We start from the raw sequence: 20707 nt of genomic DNA, 5'->3' as shown, positions 1-20707 counted from the left end.
TTGTGCTCATGTGGTCGTTCAAGAGGCTTCGTCAATTTGTTCCATCAACTCGGCGGGCATGTCCCGCAGCATTTGCGACAGTGCCGCGCGCTCGTCGGCGGTCAGCTCTTCTGCCTCTGTCTGCGGGTAGAAACTGGATTCGATAAAGTCGGCGATGGCGCCGGCCGAGGGGTAGTCAAAGATCAGGGTGGCGGGCAGCTTCACACCGAAAAACGCCGACAGGGTGCTGGTGACATCCACCGCCATCAGTGAGTCGATGCCCATTTCCTGCAGTGGCTGGCGCCGGTCGAAGCGGGCCGGTTGCTGTCCCTTGAGCACTTTCCGCACATGCTCCTCGACCGTGCCGGAGATCGCCTGTGAGCGCGCCTTGCCCCGCAGTTCCGAGAACGGCAGCACCTCTGGTGCCGGTGCCGCCGGCGCGTCGCCGGTCGCCACCTGTTCGCCGAACAGGGGCGACAGCAGCGGAACCCGGTGGCGGGCCTCCAGGGCCGCGCGGAAGGTGTCCGGCACCAGGTCGCAGACGAGCTGCTGCCACTGTGGGCGCTGCCAGATGGCCTGCAGCCAGGGCTCCAGCGATGCCGCCGGCATCGGCTGCAGGCCCCAGGCGCGGGTATCCGGCAGCTCGCCGGCGGCGGCCATGCCCACCTCGGCCCAGGGGCCCCAGTTGATCCCCACGGCTGGCAATCCGCGCCGCTGGCGCAGGTGCACCAGGCCGTCGAGGAAACCGTTGGCGGCCGCGTAGTGCGCCAGCCCGGCACTGCCCCAGACAGAGGAAATGGAGGAATAGAGCACGAAGTGCTCGAAGGGGTAGTGCTCGCCGAGACGGTGCAGGTTCCAGGCACCGGCGATCTTTGCGGCGCAGATCCGCTGGATCGCATCGGCGTCGAGGTCGCGGAAATCGCACAGCGCCGAAGTGCCGGCGGCGTGGACCACGGCCGTGACCGCTGGCAGGTCGTGGCCGAAGCGGCTGGCGAAGTGCTCCACTGCCGCCGCATCGGTAATGTCGAGGGATTCCACTGCAATCTCCACTCCGGCGCGGCGCAACTCGTCCAGGATTTTGGCCGCATCCGGCGTGACCCGGTTGCGCCTGCCGCTCAGCACCAGCCGGCGCACCCCCTGGCGCGCACAGCTGCGGGCCAGGGCCAGGCCCAGCCCTCCGAGGCCGCCGACAATCCAGACCGCCGGCGGCGCCTTCGCGGTCGCCTCTTCGGGCGCGGGCGGCGCTGCGGGCAGCAGCCGCTCGGCGCGCAGCTGTCCGCCGTCGAGCCACAGGCACTCGAAGTCGGGCCACTGGGGCAGCTGTGCCAGCCCCTGTGCCAGTTGCTGTTCGGCGCAGTAGAGCAGGGAGCCGATATGCTCCGGGTGTTCGTGGCTGGCGGTGCGCAGGCAGGCCCGCAGGGGCGACCAGTAGAGGTTGTCGCCGTCCGCATCGGCGCCGTCGGCGAGCGGCAGGCACAGGTGGTAGCGGGCGCGCCACGGCAGCAGTTGCTGCACGCTGGCGATCACCTGTTGCAGCAGGGCCGCGGCCCGCTCGGGGCAGTAGTCCTGCGGATCCGTGTGGTAGCAGCGCAGGTCCACCAGGCTGAAACCATCGGGCCAGCGCTGCGCGAGGGCGCGCGCGCTATCCGTGTCCAGGGCCCCGGCGGGCAGGCATTCGATCTCCGCACGGGATTGCCATTCGGCGATGGGGGAGCCCGGGGGCAGGCGTTCCGGCAGCAGCAGTACCAGCTGGCTGGCGGCGGTAGGATTCGCGGCGCCGGCAACGGCCTGCCACTGTCGCTCGTAGGCGGCCGGTTGTGTTGGTGGCCGGTCGCTGTCGCGGCGACTCGCGCGGGTCCAGAGGCGACGGCGCTGGAAGGCGAAGTTGGGTGCCGTCGGCGTTTGCCGGCGCGATTGCGGGTAGATGCGCGACCAGTCCAGCGATGCCCCCAAACGGTAGGCGAGACCCAGTTGCCGGTTGAAGCCCCGCTGCAGCCAGCTGTCCAGGTCGGCGGTTTCGGGGAAGGCGACGATATCCGCTGTGGCCGGCCGGGTCGCCAGCGCCAGCACGGCGCAGTCCGCGGGCGCCGGTGGGGGCGCGATCGAGCGGTGGCGGGCGGCATCGATGTCGTCGATCCGCGCGTGTTTTGTCGGGGTATCGCTGCCGGCCCACAGGATCGGGTAGCGGCCTGTGGCCAGTGTCCCGGGCGCCGTGTCCCCATCGAGCCACTGCGACAGCTGTTGCGGCGTCAGTATTTCGGCGAACAGGGCGGCCGCCAGTGCCCCGCGGCCGCTGGCGCAAAGATATTCCGGCTGCAGGCCGAGATTGCGCCAGGTGGTCGCCAGCCCGTATTGCAGTAGCAGGTCGGCGGGCTCGCCGGGTGCGTGGCCGGCGTCGGCGAGCTGTTCCTGCAGGGGCTGGATAGCCTGTCGGAACAGTGGCCAGCGCAGGTAATACTCGAGTGTCGACCGGGCTTCCGCGGGTGCCAGCGCCAGTTCCGGGAAGTCAAAACGCCAGCGTTTTGCGGAGCCGTTTTCGGGCGGGGACAGTCGCAGTGCGGAGCGGATTTGTCCGATCAGTTCGTCCGCGCTGTCGCCGCTGCAGGCGAACCGTTGGGCGAAATGATCCCGGTGTACGCAGCTGCTGCGCAGCAGGGCGGGCAGGTCGTCGCTGCGCCCGAGTGCCGCCTCCCAGGCCGCTAGGTTGTCGATCAGCCCGGCGCGGGTGGGGGCGGAGACACACAGCAGTGTCCCGGGTCCGGCGTGGATCGCGGCCGGGTGATCCGGCGCGCTGTCCGTTTCGGGATCGCCCAACAGCAGGCTGACATTGGTGCCGCTGAGCCCGAAAGCGTTGATCGCCGCCAGGCGCGGCGGGCCGCTGCGCCGCCAGGGTTGCTGTGCCGCCAGCAGTTCCCACTGGTACTTGTGCCAGTGGATCAGTTGGTTGCGATCTTCCACCGGCGGGTCGGGGTAGAAGTGCCCGTCTTTCAGCATGGCGGTGACGCGCAGCATCGCCGCTGCGCCGGCGGCGGCTTCCAGGTGGCCCAGCTGGCTCTTCAGGGCGCCCAGGCGCAGCGGTGTCCCGCGCTCGCGGGCGAGTACATCGCCGATGGCATGCAGCTCGATGGGATCGCCCAGGCGGGTACCGGTGCCGTGGGTTTCCACATAGTCGATCTCGCCGGGCTCGCGCCCGGCCTGGCGCAGCAGCGACTCGAGCAGTTCCCGCTGGGCACGGCCGCTGGGCGCGGTCAGGCCGTTGCTGCGACCGTCGTGATTGGCGACGCTGGCGTGAATCACTGCCTGAATGCGATCGCCGTCGGCGCGCGCCTCGGCCAGCGGTTTCAGCAACAGCATGGCGCAGCCCTCGCTGCGGGCGTAGCCGTCGGCGCAGTCGGAGAAGGTCTGGCAGCGCCCCCTGGACGAGAGCGCACCCAGCGCCTCGCGGGTGGCGAAGGTCTCTTCCGAGAGCAGCAGGTTCACACCGCCGGCCAGAGCCATGGTCGCCTCGCCCCGCTGCAGGCTCTGGCAGGCCAGGTGCACCGCCATCAGGGACGAGGAGCAGGCGGTATCCACCTGCATGGCCGGACCGCGCAGGTCGAAGCTGTAGGCGATGCGCCCGGCGGCGACGCTGCGCGCCGTACCCAGCGTGTTGAAACCGTTGATGGCGTTGTCGCCGCCGGAGGCAATGGTGTGCAGCTGGTAGTCGTCACTGCTCATTCCCACGAATACGCCCAGGGGCTGCCCCTTGACCGCCACGCGCGTATAGCCGGCATCGGCCAGCGACCAGTAGGCGGTCTCCAGCAACAGTCGCTGTTGCGGGTCCAGTTCCGCTGCCTCCTGTTCGGAAATGGAGAAAAAGCCGGGATCGAACTGGTCGACGTCCTGCACCAAAGGGCTTTGCCAGTCGCCACCGGCCTCGCCGAGGCGGGCACTCATATCGCCGGTATGCCAGGGCCGGCCGGCGCGCAGCTGGTGCGACAGCTGCCCGAGGGAATCCACCCCGCAGGGAAGCCGACAGCCGATGCCGATCACGGCGATTGCCGATTGTTGATCCTGTTTCAGCCGGCTGTTTTCCTGTTGCAGCTGCTGCAGCCGGCGGTAGAGTTTTTTCAGTAACTGGTCGGTGTCTGTACTTTCTTTCATGGCCTTGGCTCCGCAGTCGTCACGACAGTTCCCGTTCCAGCTGTCGGCGCAATTCGGTGCCCGACAACTGTTCCAGGTCCCGATCGGCTGCGGTATGCGGTGCCGGGTGTGCGGTGTTGCCGAGTACGCTGCAGAAGTCGCCGACTTCCGGGTACTGCCAGAACAGGGCCGCATCCACCGGGCGTTGCAACTGCCGGCTCAGGTATTCGGCCAGGCCCACGGCATCCACGGAAGTCAGGCCGACATCGATAAACAGCTCGTCGGCTTCAACCGACGCGGTGGTTTCCAGGTGTTGCTGGCAGTAGTCGCGAATTGCCTGCAGTATCGCGTCGGCATCGGCTGCCTGTGGCGGCTCCGCCGCCGGTGCCTGCCGCAGTTGGTCGAGCAGGCTGAGCTCGCCCTGCAGGTAGGCCTGTTTGTTGCGCTGGCGTTGCACTTTTCCGCTGGTGGTTTTCAGCAGGGTCGTGGGGCGCAGCAGGCAGACGTCGTAGACGTTGAGTTCGCACTCTCTGGCCACCGCAGCGCGGATTGCCTTGATGACTGAATCGGCGCGATAGCTTTTCAGGGCGGTTCGGTGTATTTCCTGAACCACAACGATCCGCTCTTCGCCCTCGCGGTCGATACTGAACACGGCGCTGCCGCCGGGTTTCAGGGCCGGGTCGGCCTGTTCGACCACCAGTTCTATATCCTGTGGAAAATAGTTCCGGCCGTTGACAATGATGGTGTCTTTGATACGGGCGGTAATATAGAGCTCGCCGCGCGCGTCGAGGAAACCGGAGTCGCCGGTGCGCAGGTAGGTTCTGTCGGGGGATTCGCCCTCGATGGCAGCCTGGAAGGTTGCCCGTGTTTCCTGTGTCTTGCCCCAATACCCGGCGGCGACGCTGCCGCCGTGCAGCCAGATTTCGCCGATGTGATCGCCGTCGGTGCGCCGGCGGGTGTCCGGGTCGACGATGACCACCTGTTGATCGCCGACGACCTGGCCCACCCCGACCATTGTGGTCTCGGGACGTCCACTGCTCGCTTTCTTTATTTCCCCTTTGAGGTAGCCTTCGCGATCCAGGTCGAGCAGTGTCGGTACGCGAATGTCGGCGTTGCCCGATACCATCAGCACGCCCTCGGCGAGGCCGTAGCAGGGAAGCATGGCGTCCTCCCGGTAACCGTGGGGTGAATAGGCTGTCCGGAACTTCTCCAGCGTGGACGGCCGTACCGGTTCGGCGCCATTGAAGGCGCAGCGCCAGGAATCCAGCTGCAGGTTGCGGCAATCCGTCGGCGAGTAGCGGTCGGCGCAGAGCGCGTAGGCGAAATTCGGCGCGCCGCTGGTGGTTGCGCCGAAGTGGTCGATCGCCTTGAGCCAGCGCAGGGGCTGCTGCAGGAACGCGGCCGGCGCCATGAAATTGAACGGTGCCCCGAGGTAGAGCGACTGCAGGGCACAGCCGATCAGGCCCATATCGTGAAACAGTGGCAGCCAGGAAACGTAGCGGGTATCGCCGTCGTTCTTGAAACCGGTCTGCAGAACTCTCTGGTTGTGTAGCAGGTTGGCGTGGCTGACCATGACACCTTTTGGTGCGCCGGTAGAACCGGAGGTATATTGCAGAAAGGCGAGATCCCCGGCGGCGATGGTCGCGGTCCGGGCGGCGACACTGCTGCCGGAAAAAGCACCGTCGGCGTCGATCCGCAAAAAGGGATTGCCATCCGGCCGCTTGCGGTATTCCCGGCTGAAGCGCGACTCGAGTTTGGCGAACTGCTCTCCGCTGCTGAGCATGGCCGCCGCCTCGCAGTCGCGTGCCATGCCGTACACCCGTTGCCAATCGGCATCCTTGCGTCCCGGCAGGGCTGCGGGTACCGCGACGATGCCGCCGTATATGCAGGCGATGAATGCCTGGATGAAACGGTTTCCGGCGGGAAACAGCAAAAGAACCCTGTCGCCCTGCTGGACTCCTGCCGAGTGCAGTAAGTGCAGGATTCTCCGCGCCGCCCAGTCCAGTTCCGCGTAGGAGCACGGGTCCTGGCTGTCGATTTCACCGTTGTGCAGAAAGTTACTCGCCAATCTCTGGGGGTGAATGGTTACCCGTGTCTCGATAATGTCTTTCAGATTGTCTTTCTGTATTCCGTCCGGAATACGTCTGAATCCCTGGTCGTCAAACATCCTGTTTTCCCGCCCCGTTTTCAAAGGTTGGTATGAATAATGAGAGAAATGGAATTTTTTTTGTGCTGCCTTGTCTTGGCGGAAAGCACTCTATAGGCACGGGGTGACTCTTGCTATGTGTCTTAGTGCACCTAACCTTTATCAGGGTTGACAGTTTTGGTGGGGAGATCCGGAGGGGAATCGGTGATTACTTTTTCGAATATCCAAAGGTGGATGATTTTTTATTTTAAATCGGCGCCGCTAGGTGAGATCTTTTTAATCAATGACTGATGTCTCTGTTCTGTCATCAAGAGTCTAGACAAAAGAAAAAGGAAAGCTAGGATGTTGTTCGCGGAAAATTTGCGGGAGCTCGCGAAATCTTTCGCTGCTAGATAGTCAGTAAAGAATGGATTATATTTTCAGAATTCTCAGGGGCACGACGTTGACCGAAACAAGTCAAATGGTTTCCACAGCCACTATTGATGACCAGGCTATTCATGTGTGGTCACTGAATTTCAGCGACCTGTCCAGGTCCTGGTTGGATGACAGACTGTCGTGGTTGAGTGCAGAGGAACAGCGGACTGCGGGACGCCACCGTTTTCGCTATGCCTACCTGGCCGGGAAACTGTTCTTCCGCTGCCTGCTGAGCCATTACTGCGACCTGCCGGTGCACCGGCTGCCGCTGGCCTATGGCGCCTACGGCAAGCCGCTGCTGCAGGGATTCGATCTCAGCTTCAATCTCAGCCACAGCCGCGATGGCGCCGTGATGGCAGTCAGCCGACAGCGGCGGCTGGGGATTGATGTGGAAGAGCTGTCCCGGAGCATCGACATTGAAAGCATCGCCTCCGAGTATTTCGACGAGGCCGAGACCCGTTGCTTGGACTCTGCTGCGGACAGCGAGCGACCATGGTCTTTCCTGTATTTATGGACACTGAAGGAGGCCTTCTTCAAGGCGCTGGGCTCCGGTTTAAGTGACGATATCAGCAGGGTCCGCTTTCGACTGGGCGATGGGCGAATCGCGATGGAGGTGGTGGACGGCACTGAGTGTCCGCGCGACTGGCAGTTTGCACTGTGGCAAAACCCACACTCGCTGCGTGGGCGCTGTTCCGTGGCCCTCGCCTATGAGGGGCGGAAATCACTGCCGGTGGTCTGGTTCGACGGCAGCCGGCTGATGTCGGGCGCGCCGCCGGAGGGCGTGACCTGTGTGCCGTATATGTTGTCCCGGGCGGTTGACGATCTCTCGCGCCGGCCCGAACCGATGGTTCTATAGTGCCGGTTGCCGGCCGTCGCTGCCGTCGTTGCAGATGGACTGCCGGCGGCAGCCGCTCCAATACCTTGCTATTTACGCCAGGAAACGTTCTTCTATCTCTATCCGGGGACCGCTGAGCCGTTCCCCGCCGACTATCCAATAAGAAGATCCAAGGTAGCAAGGAATGAAAAAATTGACCCTCCTGGCCGCGGCCGGTGTGCTGGCGGCGTGTTCCGGCGAAAACCCGGACAGTGAATCGCCGCGGGCCACCGGTTCTGCGGCCGAAGTGCAAGCAGTCAATATCGAGTATCCGCACACCCGCCAGGGGGATGTGGTGGACACCTACTTCGGCACACCGGTGGCGGATCCCTACCGCTGGCTGGAGGATGACCGCAGCGAGGAGACCGGCGACTGGGTAGAGGCCCAGAACAAGGTGACCTTCGGTTACCTGGGCGCCATTCCCTATCGCGACAGCCTCAAGCAACGCCTCGAGGCGCGCTGGAACTACGAAAAAGTCAGCCGTCCCTTCCGCGAGGGGCAATACACCTACTTCTACCGCAATGACGGCCTGCAGGACCAGTATGTGGTCTGGCGCAAGAAGGGCGATGGCGAGGCGGAAGTCTTCCTGGACCCGAACGGGTTCAGTGAGGATGGCACCACCTCGCTGGCGTCACTGGAGTTTTCCCGCGATGGTTCCATCGCCGCCTACTCCATTTCCGAGGGCGGCAGCGACTGGCGCAAGATTATCGTGATCGACGCGGAGAGCGGCGAGCAGCTGGAGGAGCCGTTGGTGGATGTGAAGTTCTCCGGCATCTCCTGGAAGGGCAACGAGGGCTTCTACTACTCCAGCTACGACAAGCCGGAAGGCAGCGAACTGTCGGCCAAGACCGACCGGCACAAGCTCTACTACCACAAGCTGGGCCAGCTCCAGTCCGCGGATCGGCTGGTATTCGGCGGCACCGAAGCGGAGAAGCGCCGCTATGTGCAGGGCTATGTCACCGAAGACGACCGCTACCTGGTGATCGCGGGTGCCGAGTCCACCTCCGGCAACGACCTGTTTATCCGCGACCTGGCCGAACAGCAGGCGCCGCTGGTACCGGTGTTGACGGACTTCGGCTCGGACACCTATGTGATCGACAATGTCGATAGCAAACTGTACCTGGTAACCAACCGCAACGCGCCCAACAAGAAAGTGGTCACCGTGGACGCGGCCGCGCCGGCACCGGCAAACTGGCAGACCTTTATCCCGGAGACGGAAAATGTGCTGACCGCCTCTACCGGTGGGGGCTACCTGTTTGCCGAGTATATGGTGGATGCCCTGTCAAAGGTCTACCAGTACGACTACAGCGGCGAGCGGGTACGCGAAATTTCACTGCCCGGCCCCGGCAGTGCCAGCTCCATCGGCGGCAAGCGTGAGGAAGAAACCCTCTACTATTCCTTCACCAACTACAAGACGCCGTCCACTCTATTCTCCCTGGATGTGGACAGCGGTGAATCCAGCGTTTACCGCAAGTCCGGTGCCGACTTCGACAGCGATCGCTACGAGTCCAAACAGGTGTTCTACAAATCCAAGGACGGCACCAGGGTGCCGATGATGATCACCTACAAAAAAGGCATTGAACTGAACGGCGAGAACCCCACCATCCTGTATGGCTACGGCGGCTTCAATATCAGCCTGACGCCATCCTTCAGTATCGCCAATGCCGTGTGGCTGGAACTGGGCGGCGTCTACGCGGTGCCCAACCTGCGCGGCGGCGGCGAGTACGGTAAAAGCTGGCACAAGGCGGGTACCAAGCTGCACAAGCAGAATGTATTCGATGACTTTATCGCCGCGGCCGAGTACCTGATCGACAAAAAATACACCTCCAGCAATTACCTGGCGGTACGCGGCGGTTCCAACGGCGGCCTGCTGGTGGGCGCAGTGATGACGCAGCGACCAGACCTGTTCCAGGTCGCGCTGCCGGCGGTGGGCGTCATGGACATGCTGCGCTACCACACCTTCACCGCCGGTGCCGGCTGGGCCTACGACTACGGCACCGCGGAGGACAGCGAGGCGATGTTCGAGTACCTGAAGGGCTATTCGCCGGTACACAATGTGGAGGCGGGAGTGGAGTACCCGGCCACGCTGGTGACCACCGCCGATCACGACGACCGCGTGGTGCCGGCACACTCTTTCAAGTTTGCCGCCGAATTGCAGTCCAAGCAGGCGGGACCGGCGCCGACGTTGATTCGTATCGAAACCAAAGCGGGTCACGGCGCGGGGACGCCGGTGTCCAAACAGATCGAGCAGTACGCCGATCTGTTCAGCTTTACGCTCTACAATATGGGCGTCGAAAAGCTGGCTCTCTGACAGCTCTCCACAGACCCCGGGGCCGGCGCCAATGCGCCGGTTACCAGTCCATCTTCCGGCGGATGAACGCCGCCAGCTTTTCACCGTTGGCAACATGCTGGGCAATGCGCGGGTGCTGGCCGTAGCCGGTGTACTCGAAGAAGAGTGTGTCCAGCTTTTCGTCATCGAACTCGGTGCGCATCCGATCCACAGCCGCGCGGATATAATCCGGCCACTTGTCGTTGGTGGTGGCATCCATGCTGCCGAGTGCGCAGATTATCTGTGTGTCCGGGTACTCGGTGCGGATTGAACGGACGAAATCCACGTAGGCATCGATGCGCTCGACATCGGACGGCAGGGGGTCCAGGCGCTTCTCCCGGTCGACCAGCCAGCTGTCGTTCTGGAACAGGTTGATCACCACCACATCCGGTGTCCATTGTTCAAAATCCCATTGGCTGTCGTTGTCGCCCACAGCGCTCAGCTGGTCGTAATACTGTGGCATGGTGAATGGAAACCAGCTCACCATGATGCCGATGCCGCTCTTGCAGATGGTATGCAGCTCCGCATCCAGTGCTCGCGCGGCCACCGAGCCGTAGGCCCAGTAATTGTTCTTCTCCGATGCCAGGTCGTCGCGGCCGTTGTCCGCACCCTCGTTGCCCATACCGCAACTGATGGAATCGCCGTAGATCTCCATGCGGCGCTGCGGTCGTTGTGGTGGCGGCAGCAACTCGCCGCCGTCTGCCAGCAGCAGGCCCCTGAAAGCGGTGGCGCCCTCCACGCCCTCGGTGCGCTTGTAGATTTCCACCGAGTGCCGGCCGGGCGCCAGGTCGTAGCCGACCTGGTAGCGGTGCTCGCCCTGTTTGGTCTGCAGCACGAAGGGGTGGCGTTTGTTGCCATCCACAATCACGTTGTAATAATTGTTGCCCTGGCGGTCATCCAGCACCAGGCCCAGGCTGGTACCGGTAAAATTGGCCCTGATGCTGCTGCCGGGCCATGACAGCAGTGGCGCCTTGCGGTCGCTGAAATCGATGCGGCCGGTATATTGCAGTTCCGCCGTATCCGCGTCGATACGCGTGGCGGCCGCGACGTGGGCGGTGAGCAGGGACAGGCAGACTGCGGCGGCGAGGTGATTTATTCTTTTCATGGTTCTGTTATTCCGGTCGTAGTGGTGGCAGAGCATACAACGCGGCCCGCTGACGGGTAAAATCCAGGCACCCGGCGCAACATCCGAACAGCGCACTAGAATTCCTGTATGGAACAGCGGGAAGCGCGACCGGCGGTTATGTCCACTCTGCTCCGGGTCGGCCGGAACACCAGCGGCCGGGACCTGGTGGTGGGCGATGTGCACGGCCATCTGTCGCAGCTGCGGCGACAGCTGGACACGCTCGACTTCGATCCGGCGGCCGATCGCCTCTTCTTTGTCGGCGATATTGTCGACCGCGGTCCCGATGGCGAGGCCCTGCTGGCAATGGTCGACCAGCGGACCTGCTTCAGTGTGCTCGGCAATCACGAGGCGATGATGATCGCCGGCTATGAAGACGCGAGTGCCGCCGAACTGCATCGCGCAAACGGTGGCGACTGGTTCTACCGCCTGCCGGAGGCACGGCGGCGGCAGTGTGTGACAGTGGCACGGCGCTGGCCCTGGGCCATCGAGGTGGAGACCGGCAATGGTTGCACCGGGCTGGTGCATGCCAATGTCCCCGACAGCAACTGGAACGAAGTGGTGCGTCTGTTGCAGGCGATGGACCGGCGCTGGCGTGACGGCGCGCCACTGACCGAGCACGGTGTGGCGTTCGCGGCGCAGAGGATACTGTGGAACCGCTCACTGATCCTGCGTTTCTACAGCGAGGTGCTCGAATCCGGCGACAACCGGCAACGGCTCGAAGATCACCTGGCCAGTGGCGACGGCGGGCGGGAATGGGTTGCGCCGGGGCCGGCGGAGTTGCTGGCGCCGTTCTGGATAACCGGTATCGACGCCGTATGTATGGGACATACCTATGTGCCCACGGCAATCCGTGTCGGCAAATGCCATTTCCTGGACAGTTACCGCGGGGAACCGGGCGAGGCGCTGAGCCTGCTTTGCATCAATCGCTGAGTGGATGCAATATAATCTGCGATACTTTTCCGAGAGAGTTCACTGTGGCTGTGCCGGGGCGGCGCCTCGTCCCGGCGCCGGATACCCGTTTTCCTGCCGAGGCACCGTGCCCGCGTTTGAGCGTTATGTCGAACACCATTGAATTGAAGTCGGTTCCTTCCACCCTGTCTTTCTACCTGCGGGCGCTTACCGCGAGGAAGTCCGGCCGGATTCCGGAAGAGGAGAGCGAGTTGGGTCGCGCTGTCCTGAAGGGCCGGCGCGTCGATGCGCGGGCGCTGCGCGCATACCGGGAAGTATGCGGTTTCCCCGCCGCCGACAGCCTGCCGGCCACCTATCCGTTCGTGCTGGCGGCGCCGCTGCATATGGAGCTGCTGGTGTCCGATACCTTTCCGCTGCCGGTGATGGGGCTGGTGCACCTGCGCAACAGCATCAGCCAGCTCCGGCCCATCGGCAGTCGCGAAAAACTCGATATCGAGTGCACCCTGAGCGGCCCGCGCCCGGCCGCGCGGGGCCTGGAGTTCGACCTGTACACCGGGGTTTTCGCCGCCGGTGAACGGGTCTGGGAATGCGTGACCACCATGCTGCGGCGCGACACCACCCGCAGGGCGGGACGCCGCCCCGAGGCCAGGCGCAAAACGGCCGGTTTCGAGCCGGATTCGGTGATCGACTGGTCCGTGCCTGCCAATACCGGCCGCCGCTACGCCCGGGTCTCCGGCGACAGCAACCCGATCCACCTGTCGGCACTGACCGCGCGGCTGTTCGGTTTCCGGCGCGCCATTGCTCACGGTATGTGGACCAAGGCCCGCTGCCTGGCCCAGCTGGACAGCCTGTTGCCGCGGGATGCCTTTCGGGTGAGTGTCGAGTTCAAGCAGCCGGTATTCCTGCCCGGCGGGGTCCAGTTCCAGCACCGGCGCGGGGGCGATGTCATCGAGTTTTCGGTCAGGGACGGCGCGGGCAGGAAACCGCACCTTTCGGGAAGCGTCGCGCCGCTGTGGCAACCACTTGATAGCTGACGCCAAGGCGTAAGCTGTCCGGACACCGAAAAAACTTCCGACCGATCTGCATTGGCTGCCGGGGTCCGGAGAGCCCTGGCATCTCAAGCTTCCAGAGCACCGCCCGTCGCGACGGCCTTTCCCCATCTTCATCTACGCTTGGATAGCGATGGCGTTCTCGCAGCGTGCCCGCCCCAAAACTGTTGTCGACAAACAACCTTATCCCGACTCCCGGAATCCAAGCTTCGGAGTCGATAAATGTGGGGTAGCGGCACAAAGCCAGGTGGGATGGCCCTTTGCGGGACCTTATGAGACAGGATGTCGATTAGAGCGTACATGGATGTATCCACCGCGTGTCCCGCAAAGGGCTATCCCAGCTGGCGCCCTGTTCTGAACCCCGAAACATGTGCTCTGAAGATTGAGGAACGACGCAATGGGAACAATCACCACCAAAGATGGCGCTGAGATTTATTACAAGGATTGGGGGGAAGGGCAGCCGATAGTCTTCCACCACGGCTGGCCGCTGAGTGCGGACGACTGGGATGCGCAGATGCTCTATTTTGTCAATCGGGGATTCCGCGTCGTCGCCCACGACCGCCGCGGTCACGGCCGCTCCAGCCAGATCGCGACCGGCCACACCATGGAGCAGTATGTACTCGATGCGGCGGCGGTAACGGAGCACCTGGGGCTGAGTGACGCGGTGCATATCGGCCACTCCACCGGCGGCGGTGAGGCGGCCAGTTATGTGGCGCGCTTTGGCAAGGGCCGCGTGGCCAAGCTGATCATGGTGGCGGCGGTGCCGCCGATCATGGTGAAGAGCGATTCCAATCCGGAGGGCACGCCGATCGAAGTCTTCGACGATTTCCGCAAGCAGCTTGCCGCCAACCGCTCGCGGTTTTATTTCGATGTGGCCGGCGGTCCCTTCTACGGCTTCAACCGCAAGGGTGCGGATGTCTCCCAAGCGGTGATCGAGAACTGGTGGCGGCAGGGCATGATGGGCAGTGCCCTGGCCCACTACGAAGGCATCAAGGCGTTTTCCGAAACCGACTTTAACGAAGACCTGAAAAAAATCGATGTGCCGACACTGGTGATGCAGGGCGACGACGACCAGGTGGTCCCCTATGAAGACGCCGCGTTGAAATCCTCCAGGATTATCAAGAATGCCACGCTGAAGATATACGAGGGCTACCCGCACGGCATGCTTACTACCCACGCCGATGTACTCAATCCCGATATGCTCGAATTTATCCAGAGCTAGTGGGCCATGCGGAAAGTTGTGTAACAGTTCGCTTCGCCAAAGCGCCCAGCTCTGCGTTGAGAAAGCTTGAAATAACGCTGCTATTCCTGCGCTTTCTCGCCTTGATCTGAGCGCTTTGGCTGTGCTCCTTTGTTACCGAACTTTCCGCATGGCCCACTAGTGTTCCGTGTGGAAAGCTGTGTAGCAGTTCGCTGCGCCAAAGCGTCCAGCCCTGCGTTGAGAAAAACTTGGAATAGAGCCACTATTCCTGCGCTTTCTCGCCTTGATCTGAACACTTCGGCTGTGCTCCTTGGTTACCGAACTTTCCGCGTGAACTGTCAGCACTTTAGATTCCCCTGCCATCGGAGGCGGGGCGATCGGGCTTTCCGGGAAGGACCCCGGGGCGAAATTTTCCGACGTCCAGGTGACACATCATGAAGCTGGCCGGTCTCGACCGTATCGACCGATTTACTTTTCTCTGTTCCATTGGCCTGTTGCTGCTGGTCACGGTGCCGCTGATCCTGTGGCCCGAGGCCGGTGCCGTGTGGGTGGCACAGGCCAAGGGCTTCATGACCGACAAACTCGGTTCGCTCTACCTGTTACTGGGGCTCGCCGCGTTGGGGTTTATGCTCTATGTGATTTTCAGCGATATCGGCAATATCCAGCTGGGTGACCCGGGTGAGAAACCCGAGTTTGCCACCGGCTCCTGGGCGGCGATGCTGTTCTGCGGCGGTATCGGCGCCAGCATTCTCTACTGGTCGCCGATCGAGTGGGCCTACTATTACCAGGATCCGCCATTCCAGGCCGAGCCCGGCAGCGAGACGGCGGTGCGCTGGGCCGCTACGTACGGCATCTTCCATTGGGGGTTTATCGCCTGGTCCATCTACCTGATACCGGCGCTGCCCATTGCCTATTTCTTTTACGTACGCAAAAACCCGGTGTTGAAAATTTCCACCGCGCTGATGCCGGTCATCGGCGAGCGCCGGGCCCAGTCGACGTTCGGAAAACTGATCGATGTACTGTTTATTTTCGGCCTGCTGGGCGGCGGCGCCACCACACTCGGGCTGGCGGCACCGCTGATCACGGAGGGGCTCAGCAATCTCACCGGCCTGCCCAAGACCATCGGCACCCAGATTGGCGTGCTGCTGGCCTGCACGGCGCTGTTTGCCTACTCGGCCTACGCCGGCCTGTCGAAAGGCATCAAGGTGCTGTCCAATTTCAATTTCTGGGGCGCGCTGGCACTGCTGGCATTCATCTTTCTCGCGGGCCCCAGCATATTCATGTTTGAGACCGGCCTGGATGCGTTCGGCCGCATGTTGTCACATTTTTTTGAGATGGCGGCCTGGACCGAACCCTTCGGCGGCCTGGCGCAGTTTGCCGACACACACTTCCCGCAGGACTGGACCATTTTCTACTGGGCCTGGTGGCTGGTGTTCGCGCCCAGTATGGGACTGTTTATCGCCCGTATCTCCCGCGGCCGCACCATCAAGCAGATGGTGGTGGGCTCGATCTTCTTCGGCTCCATGGGCTGCTTCCTGTTCTTTATGGTGTTCGGCAACTACGGGTTGTTCCTGCAGTTGTCCGGGGAGCTGGATGTCGTGGCCATGCTCAACAATAACGGCCCCACGGCAGCCATTTTCGCCATGCTGGAAACCCTGCCGTTGTCGACGTTGGTCATCGCCGTATTCACACTGCTGGCGGTGGTATTTACCGCGACTACTTTCGACTCCATCTCCTACATCCTCGCCTCGGTGGTACAGTCCGATATCGGCGAGGAGCCGCTGCGCTGGAATCGCCTTTTCTGGGCTTTCGCGCTGTCGTTCCTGCCGGCTACCCTGATGTTTCTCGGCGGCCTGGGCACGTTGCAGACCGCGGCGATTGTCGGTGGCCTGCCGCTGCTGCTGATTACGGTAATGCTCGCCTGGTCGGCGGTGGCCGCTGCACGTGTCGACCTGATGCACCATCCGGAATACCAGGACCCGATAATCAATATCGAGGAGGTGCCGGATATTGACCCCTGGTCCGACGAGGGCATCGCCTTCAAGCGCTTCGAGACCGATAAGGTGCAGGCCGGGGAGGCCGCCCAGGCACAGCGGGATGCGATGGATGCGCTGATGAATTACAAGGCCGAGCTGAACCAGTCCGGCGAGGATCCGGAATCGGAACCCCACGCCACCCGATTGGCGGAACTGGAGGCGGAAGTGGTGACCGCCGCCGAACGCAAGGCCGATGCCACCCGCCGCGCCCAGGCCGCCTGGGAGGATTTCAAACACGCGATGTCGGAGCGGGATGCGCGCCTGCAGCTGGAGGGCGGGAAGACAAAGGCTCCCTGACCCGGAATCGCCCCCTGAAAGCCGGTCGAGGCCCGTTTCGGCCGGTTTTTCATCGATACATTTCTTAACCCAAATTAACCGCAGTTAGCCCTCCCTTACGTTGATCCCGCTACTATAAAGCCGTCGACGCAAACAGCGCGGCAATAACGATTATCGAACCCAGCAGCGAGGAGCTCGCCATGAAAAAGCAAACCTGGAAACAAGCGATTACCGGTCTCGGCCTCGCCGTGGCACTGAGTGCTCCGGTCCTGGGATTGGCCGGGGATTTCGGCCACGGCCACAGGCACGGCGACAAGGGGCCGATGGTGCACAAGCGCTTCGAGAGGATGGCCGAAGCGCTGGCGCTGACCGACGAACAGAAAGCCCGCATCCGCACAGGGCGCGAGGAGGCACACAAAGAGCGCCGCGAACTGGCCGGGCGCGAACGCGACCTGCACCGGCAGATCAGGGTCGCCCTCGATGACAACGCCGATCAGAAAAAACTGGACGCACTCGCGCAGCAACTGGGTGTGTTGAAGGTGCAGCAGATGCAACAGCGCCGCGACAACCGCGAGCAGTTCTTTGCCATTCTGACCGACGAACAGAAAGCGGAACTGGCGGAGATACGGGAAAAGCGCATGGAAAAGCGTCGGCAGCACCTGAAGGATCGCCTGGAGCGGCTGGAAGAGCGGGGTTCCCGCAAACTGCAAAGCTGATCGCAGACCGGCAGATACCGACCGCACACCGCGCCCGGTTCGGGCGCGGTGTTTCGTTGTGCCAAAAGGATGTAGTTATTGTGCTGTACGGCAACCCCGGATCAGGATCGGTTTGATTGCCCGGTATGTGGTGCGCGGTTGAAATCCGCAAAGGCCGCCTCCAGCCGCTCTGCGGCGCTGTACTCGCCGCAGCTGCGCAGTATTTCGATCACGCACTCGGCGGTACACAGGCCGCCTTCGGGCTGGTTGCGCCGCAGCCTGTAGCTGGAGGCGTTGGCGGCCGCCAGTTGTACGCGCGGCGCGGTGTGCAGGTAGGGGCTGTGGTTGTATATTTTTCGCGCCTCCTGCCAGGTGGCGTCGATCAGGATTACCCGGTCGAAATCCTCGAGCCGCGCAGGCGTCGCGTCCCTGCCGGGGTATACCAGCGCGGCTTCGCCGCGCTCGATCGCGCCCACCAGGGCCGGGTCCGGATGGCGGCGCGCCCAGATTGTGCGTCGCACACTATTTCCACATTGCTGCAGCGCCAGCGCACCGGTATTCGTCTTGCGGTCGCGTTCGCGCTCGTGGGTCAGCAGGGTGATCTCCATTCTTTCTCTGCCAGTCTACCTGTCGCCCACTATTGTATTGCGATATGCGGCGCTCCGCCCGCACATAAAATGCAAAACAGCCATCGTAGCCCGGATGAAGCGCAGCGGAATCCGGGGAATCGGTCACCCCGGGGCTACTTCATCGGCAGCCGGTACTCGGGGTTGAACTCCAACCTTCTCGCATGCCGGTATTTATCCTGCCAGTAGTAGCCGTCCAGCTCCGAGATGGTCACTCCCCTGGACGTCGAGGCGTGAAAGAATTTGTTGTCCTCGATATAAATGCCCACATGCCGGACCTTGTAGCCGGTCCTGAAAAATACCAGGTCCCCGGCGCGCAGCTCGCTGCGTTTTACCGGCCTGCCGGTCTGGGCCTGGTAGCGGGTGGTGCGCGGCAGTTCGATACCGAACTGCTCGCGATAGGTGGTGTAGACCAGGCCGGAACAGTCGACACCGCGCCTGCTCAGGCCTCCCAGCAGATATCGGGTGCCTTTCCACTGCCGGTGCTGGCTGTAGATTTTCTCCTGCACTGTCTGCTGGTCTGTGGCTGGGGGGATGGACGGAGTCGGTGCTGCGGCCTCTTCGGCGGGTTGCCGGTATGGGGACAGGCCGCAGCCCGCTGTCGCGGCTGCAAGGAAGGCGATAACGGGTAACAGCAGTTTTACATTCATACGGTTTGGCCGGGAATCCGCTGGTCAGAGGGTGGCCCACCAAGCTACGGCATCGGCCTGAATGCTAGCTGAACATCCGTGCGTTGGCCCGGTGACCGGCGGTTCCCCGGGGCAGGGCGCGTCAGGCTGTCACTCCGCGGCCGGGCCTTGCGCCAGCGCCTTCAGCTTTTTGACGGCCGCGCGGACGTGGGTTTCCCCGGTGGTGCTGTCGACCCGGAAAGAGGGCTTCTCGGCGCCGTAACCGCCCACTGCGGCGTCCGCCGCAGTGGGCACATAGCGCAGGTCGCCGTTGCTCATACCGATAAAGAAGGTCGATTCAACCGGGCTGGCGTCTTTCAGTTGCCGCCCGAGGGCGTCGAAGTACTCGCCGGGGAAGCTCACCAGGGAAATGGCGGGGGTGAGCAGCAGTACGCCGATCTCCGCCTCGGGTTCCCGGAATGAAATGGTATCAAACCGGAAGTGGCCCTCGCCGCGGAAGTCCCGCAGTTGCTTCGTTGCCCGCACTGCGCCATCGGCCAATACCCGGCCCAGTCTCCGCGCCTGTACCTGCGCCGCCTCGAATGGCTTGGTATCGGCGTGATAGGGATTCACATCACCGCCGGCGCCCATGAAAAACATGGTGTGTCCGCCGGCGCGCTTTTCAAACGACCGTCGCAGGAAACCGGGGTAATCGGCGGAGACGACGGCTCTGTCCAGGTCCATGGTGACGACCGGGTGGGCGCTGTAATTGAAGATGGTCAGGAAGGGCTGCCCGTCCCGGTCCCTGAGCTGGATGATGCCCAGGGTGTTGTCCACGGCGCGATTGGGAGTGCGCCCGGGATTGGTCCACAACATCTCCACCTGGCCATCGCGAATGATCCGGCGATTGTACGCCTCGTCGACCGGTATCCGGGTTGCGCCGATGGTGACCGGTTGCAGCCGGCTGCCCGCAGTTTCGACAGCCCGGATGACCTGACTGCGAACCTTATCGAGTTGCCTGTCAGCCAGGAAGCCGCCGTGGGTGTGTGTCGCGGCCACCACTATATGGTCGAAACCGCGCCGGTGCAGTTCCCGTTCGATCGCGCGGAAGTCCGCCTCGCGCAGTACCAGCAGGTCCGCTGATACCAGTGCCAGCCGGTGGCTGCCGTCCGTGAGCACGGCGGCGTGGAGTTGGAGCGCATCGCCAATGGACTCCACGGTGCCGCTGCCGCCGCCGACCAGGCCCATTTGGTCGCCGGGCTGCGGGGTGATATCCGCGGCGGCGAAGCCCGCGCGGTATTCTGCGGCGAGGGCGCCGGTCGTGCAGCACAGGATTGCCAGCAGGAGGAGCAGTCGAATGGTCATGGAGAGAGTCGATCCCGTGTCGATCAGGCCAGCGCCTGTTTGAAAGTATCCCGGTACCGGCGCGACAGGTTCAGCAGCTTGCCGCAGCGCAGCTGCACCTCACCGTCGCCGCTGGACTGGAGGCTGATATGTTCGATGGCGTTGTGATTGACCACCAGGCCGCGGTGAATACGGCTGAACCCCACCGGCGCCAGCCGTCCGGCGATTGCGCCCAGGGTGCTCCGCAGCGGGTAGATACGCCCGCGACTGTGCAGGTTCACATAGTTTCCGGAGGATTCGATCCAGTCGATCTCCGCCACCCGCACCAGGAATTCCCTGTCCAGTTTCCTGACCAGGAAGTGTTCCGGCACTTCCGGGCCGGAGGGCGCATCGGTCCCCGTTTCCTGTTCCGCAATCAGGCTGGCTTCGCCCTTGAGGCGGCTGTAGGTCAACCGGAATACGTGGTACAAACAGAAGAACATGGCATAGCCCCAGGCATCCTTGCGGTATTCGTACCAGAATTCCCGCAGGCCGGGGCCGAAGTTGTAGTCGCTGCCGTCCAGTGCGTAGATCAGTTCGCGCATCGCGATCATCAGCGTTACGTGGGCTGCGGCAAATACCAGGCTTGCGACCAGGTGCCAGCCGAGCTGTCGGACCGGTCGGGCCAGGCGCGGGGGGTTGCGGCGGTAGGCGAAGAGCAGGAAAGGAAACAGCAGCAGGATACTGAGGGCGCTGGTGTACTCCCAGGCAAAGGGCTCCCACAGGTGGATATCGGGCGTGCCGTCGCGGCTGTGTTCCATCCACACCGAGGAGGCGTTGATGGTATTGTTGATGAAAAAATAAACGGCCAGCGCCAGGTAGACATACCGTGTCCGGTGCCGGTCGAACCGCTCGATCCACCGGTTGAGAGACGGGGGCGGCTGCTGTGTCGCCCGATTTTCGTGTTTGTCGTTCATCCAGTTACTGGCACCAC

At 63.0% G+C, this 20707-nt stretch carries 14 protein-coding genes; 7 read left to right on the top strand and 7 right to left on the bottom strand.

Going from position 1 to position 20707, the window contains the following annotated elements; translation table 11 throughout:
* Positions 1–18: 18 nt before the first annotated feature.
* Complete coding sequence (locus MWN76_RS00190) at positions 19–4122, bottom strand: SDR family NAD(P)-dependent oxidoreductase (protein ID WP_250458422.1); 4104 nt, start codon at positions 4120–4122, stop codon at positions 19–21.
* Between the two features lie 19 nt (positions 4123–4141).
* Positions 4142–6268 carry an AMP-binding protein gene (locus MWN76_RS00185; protein ID WP_250458421.1) on the bottom strand — a complete coding sequence of 709 codons (2127 nt, stop codon included), beginning with the start codon at positions 6266–6268 and terminating at the stop codon, positions 4142–4144.
* A gap of 478 nt (positions 6269–6746) precedes the next feature.
* Between MWN76_RS00185 and MWN76_RS00180 the strand changes: the two genes are divergently transcribed.
* Together MWN76_RS00180 and MWN76_RS00175 are read left to right on the top strand one after the other, a co-directional pair.
* Complete coding sequence (locus MWN76_RS00180; protein WP_250458420.1) at positions 6747–7517, top strand: 4'-phosphopantetheinyl transferase family protein; 771 nt, start codon at positions 6747–6749, stop codon at positions 7515–7517.
* A gap of 163 nt (positions 7518–7680) precedes the next feature.
* Complete coding sequence (locus MWN76_RS00175; protein WP_250458419.1) at positions 7681–9846, top strand: prolyl oligopeptidase family serine peptidase; 2166 nt, start codon at positions 7681–7683, stop codon at positions 9844–9846.
* A gap of 40 nt (positions 9847–9886) precedes the next feature.
* Here the strand turns inward: MWN76_RS00175 and MWN76_RS00170 are convergent, their stop codons facing one another.
* The gene (locus MWN76_RS00170; protein ID WP_250458417.1) at positions 9887–10969 is read right to left on the bottom strand and encodes an SGNH/GDSL hydrolase family protein; all 1083 of its coding nucleotides are present in this window, start codon (positions 10967–10969) and stop codon (positions 9887–9889) included.
* 138 nt (positions 10970–11107) lie between these two features.
* Here MWN76_RS00170 and MWN76_RS00165 point away from each other — a divergent pair, with 138 nt between their 5' ends.
* The 5 genes from MWN76_RS00165 (at position 11108) to MWN76_RS00145 (ending at position 17177) form a co-directional block, all read left to right on the top strand.
* Positions 11108–11920 (top strand): metallophosphoesterase, encoded by an 813-nt coding sequence (locus MWN76_RS00165; RefSeq protein WP_250458416.1) that lies wholly within the window; start codon positions 11108–11110, stop codon positions 11918–11920.
* Between the two features lie 125 nt (positions 11921–12045).
* Positions 12046–12933, top strand: a complete 888-nt coding sequence (locus MWN76_RS00160; RefSeq protein ID WP_250458415.1) for a MaoC family dehydratase — start codon at positions 12046–12048, stop codon at positions 12931–12933.
* A 412-nt stretch (positions 12934–13345) separates the two neighbouring features.
* On the top strand, positions 13346–14170 hold the full coding sequence (locus MWN76_RS00155; RefSeq protein ID WP_250458414.1) for an alpha/beta fold hydrolase: 825 nt from the start codon (positions 13346–13348) through the stop codon (positions 14168–14170).
* 413 nt (positions 14171–14583) lie between these two features.
* Positions 14584–16482: a BCCT family transporter gene (locus MWN76_RS00150; RefSeq protein ID WP_250458413.1), complete on the top strand. Its 1899-nt coding sequence runs from the start codon at positions 14584–14586 to the stop codon at positions 16480–16482.
* A 179-nt stretch (positions 16483–16661) separates the two neighbouring features.
* Entirely contained in the window at positions 16662–17177 is a 516-nt protein-coding gene (locus MWN76_RS00145) for a Spy/CpxP family protein refolding chaperone (RefSeq protein WP_250458412.1), read from the top strand.
* Between the two features lie 101 nt (positions 17178–17278).
* Here the strand turns inward: MWN76_RS00145 and MWN76_RS00140 are convergent, their stop codons facing one another.
* The 4 genes from MWN76_RS00140 to MWN76_RS00125 all read right to left on the bottom strand — a co-directional run bounded on the left by MWN76_RS00140 (position 17279) and on the right by MWN76_RS00125 (position 20690).
* Positions 17279–17764 carry a tRNA-uridine aminocarboxypropyltransferase gene (locus tag MWN76_RS00140; RefSeq protein ID WP_250458411.1) on the bottom strand — a complete coding sequence of 162 codons (486 nt, stop codon included), beginning with the start codon at positions 17762–17764 and terminating at the stop codon, positions 17279–17281.
* 134 nt (positions 17765–17898) lie between these two features.
* Entirely contained in the window at positions 17899–18432 is a 534-nt protein-coding gene (locus MWN76_RS00135) for an NlpC/P60 family protein (RefSeq protein WP_250458410.1), read from the bottom strand.
* 129 nt (positions 18433–18561) lie between these two features.
* Positions 18562–19755, bottom strand: a complete 1194-nt coding sequence (locus MWN76_RS00130; RefSeq protein WP_250458409.1) for a hypothetical protein — start codon at positions 19753–19755, stop codon at positions 18562–18564.
* Between the two features lie 23 nt (positions 19756–19778).
* A complete protein-coding gene (locus MWN76_RS00125; protein ID WP_250458407.1) occupies positions 19779–20690 on the bottom strand; it encodes a LytR/AlgR family response regulator transcription factor in 912 nt (303 codons plus the stop codon).
* Between the last annotated feature and the right edge of the window lie 17 nt (positions 20691–20707).

It is taken from the genome of Microbulbifer litoralis (assembly GCF_023634065.1).
Classification (GTDB): Bacteria; Pseudomonadota; Gammaproteobacteria; order Pseudomonadales; family Cellvibrionaceae; genus Microbulbifer; species Microbulbifer litoralis.
Note: the sequence above shows the minus strand (reverse complement) of the source record. Positions and strands in the feature narration are given on the sequence as shown.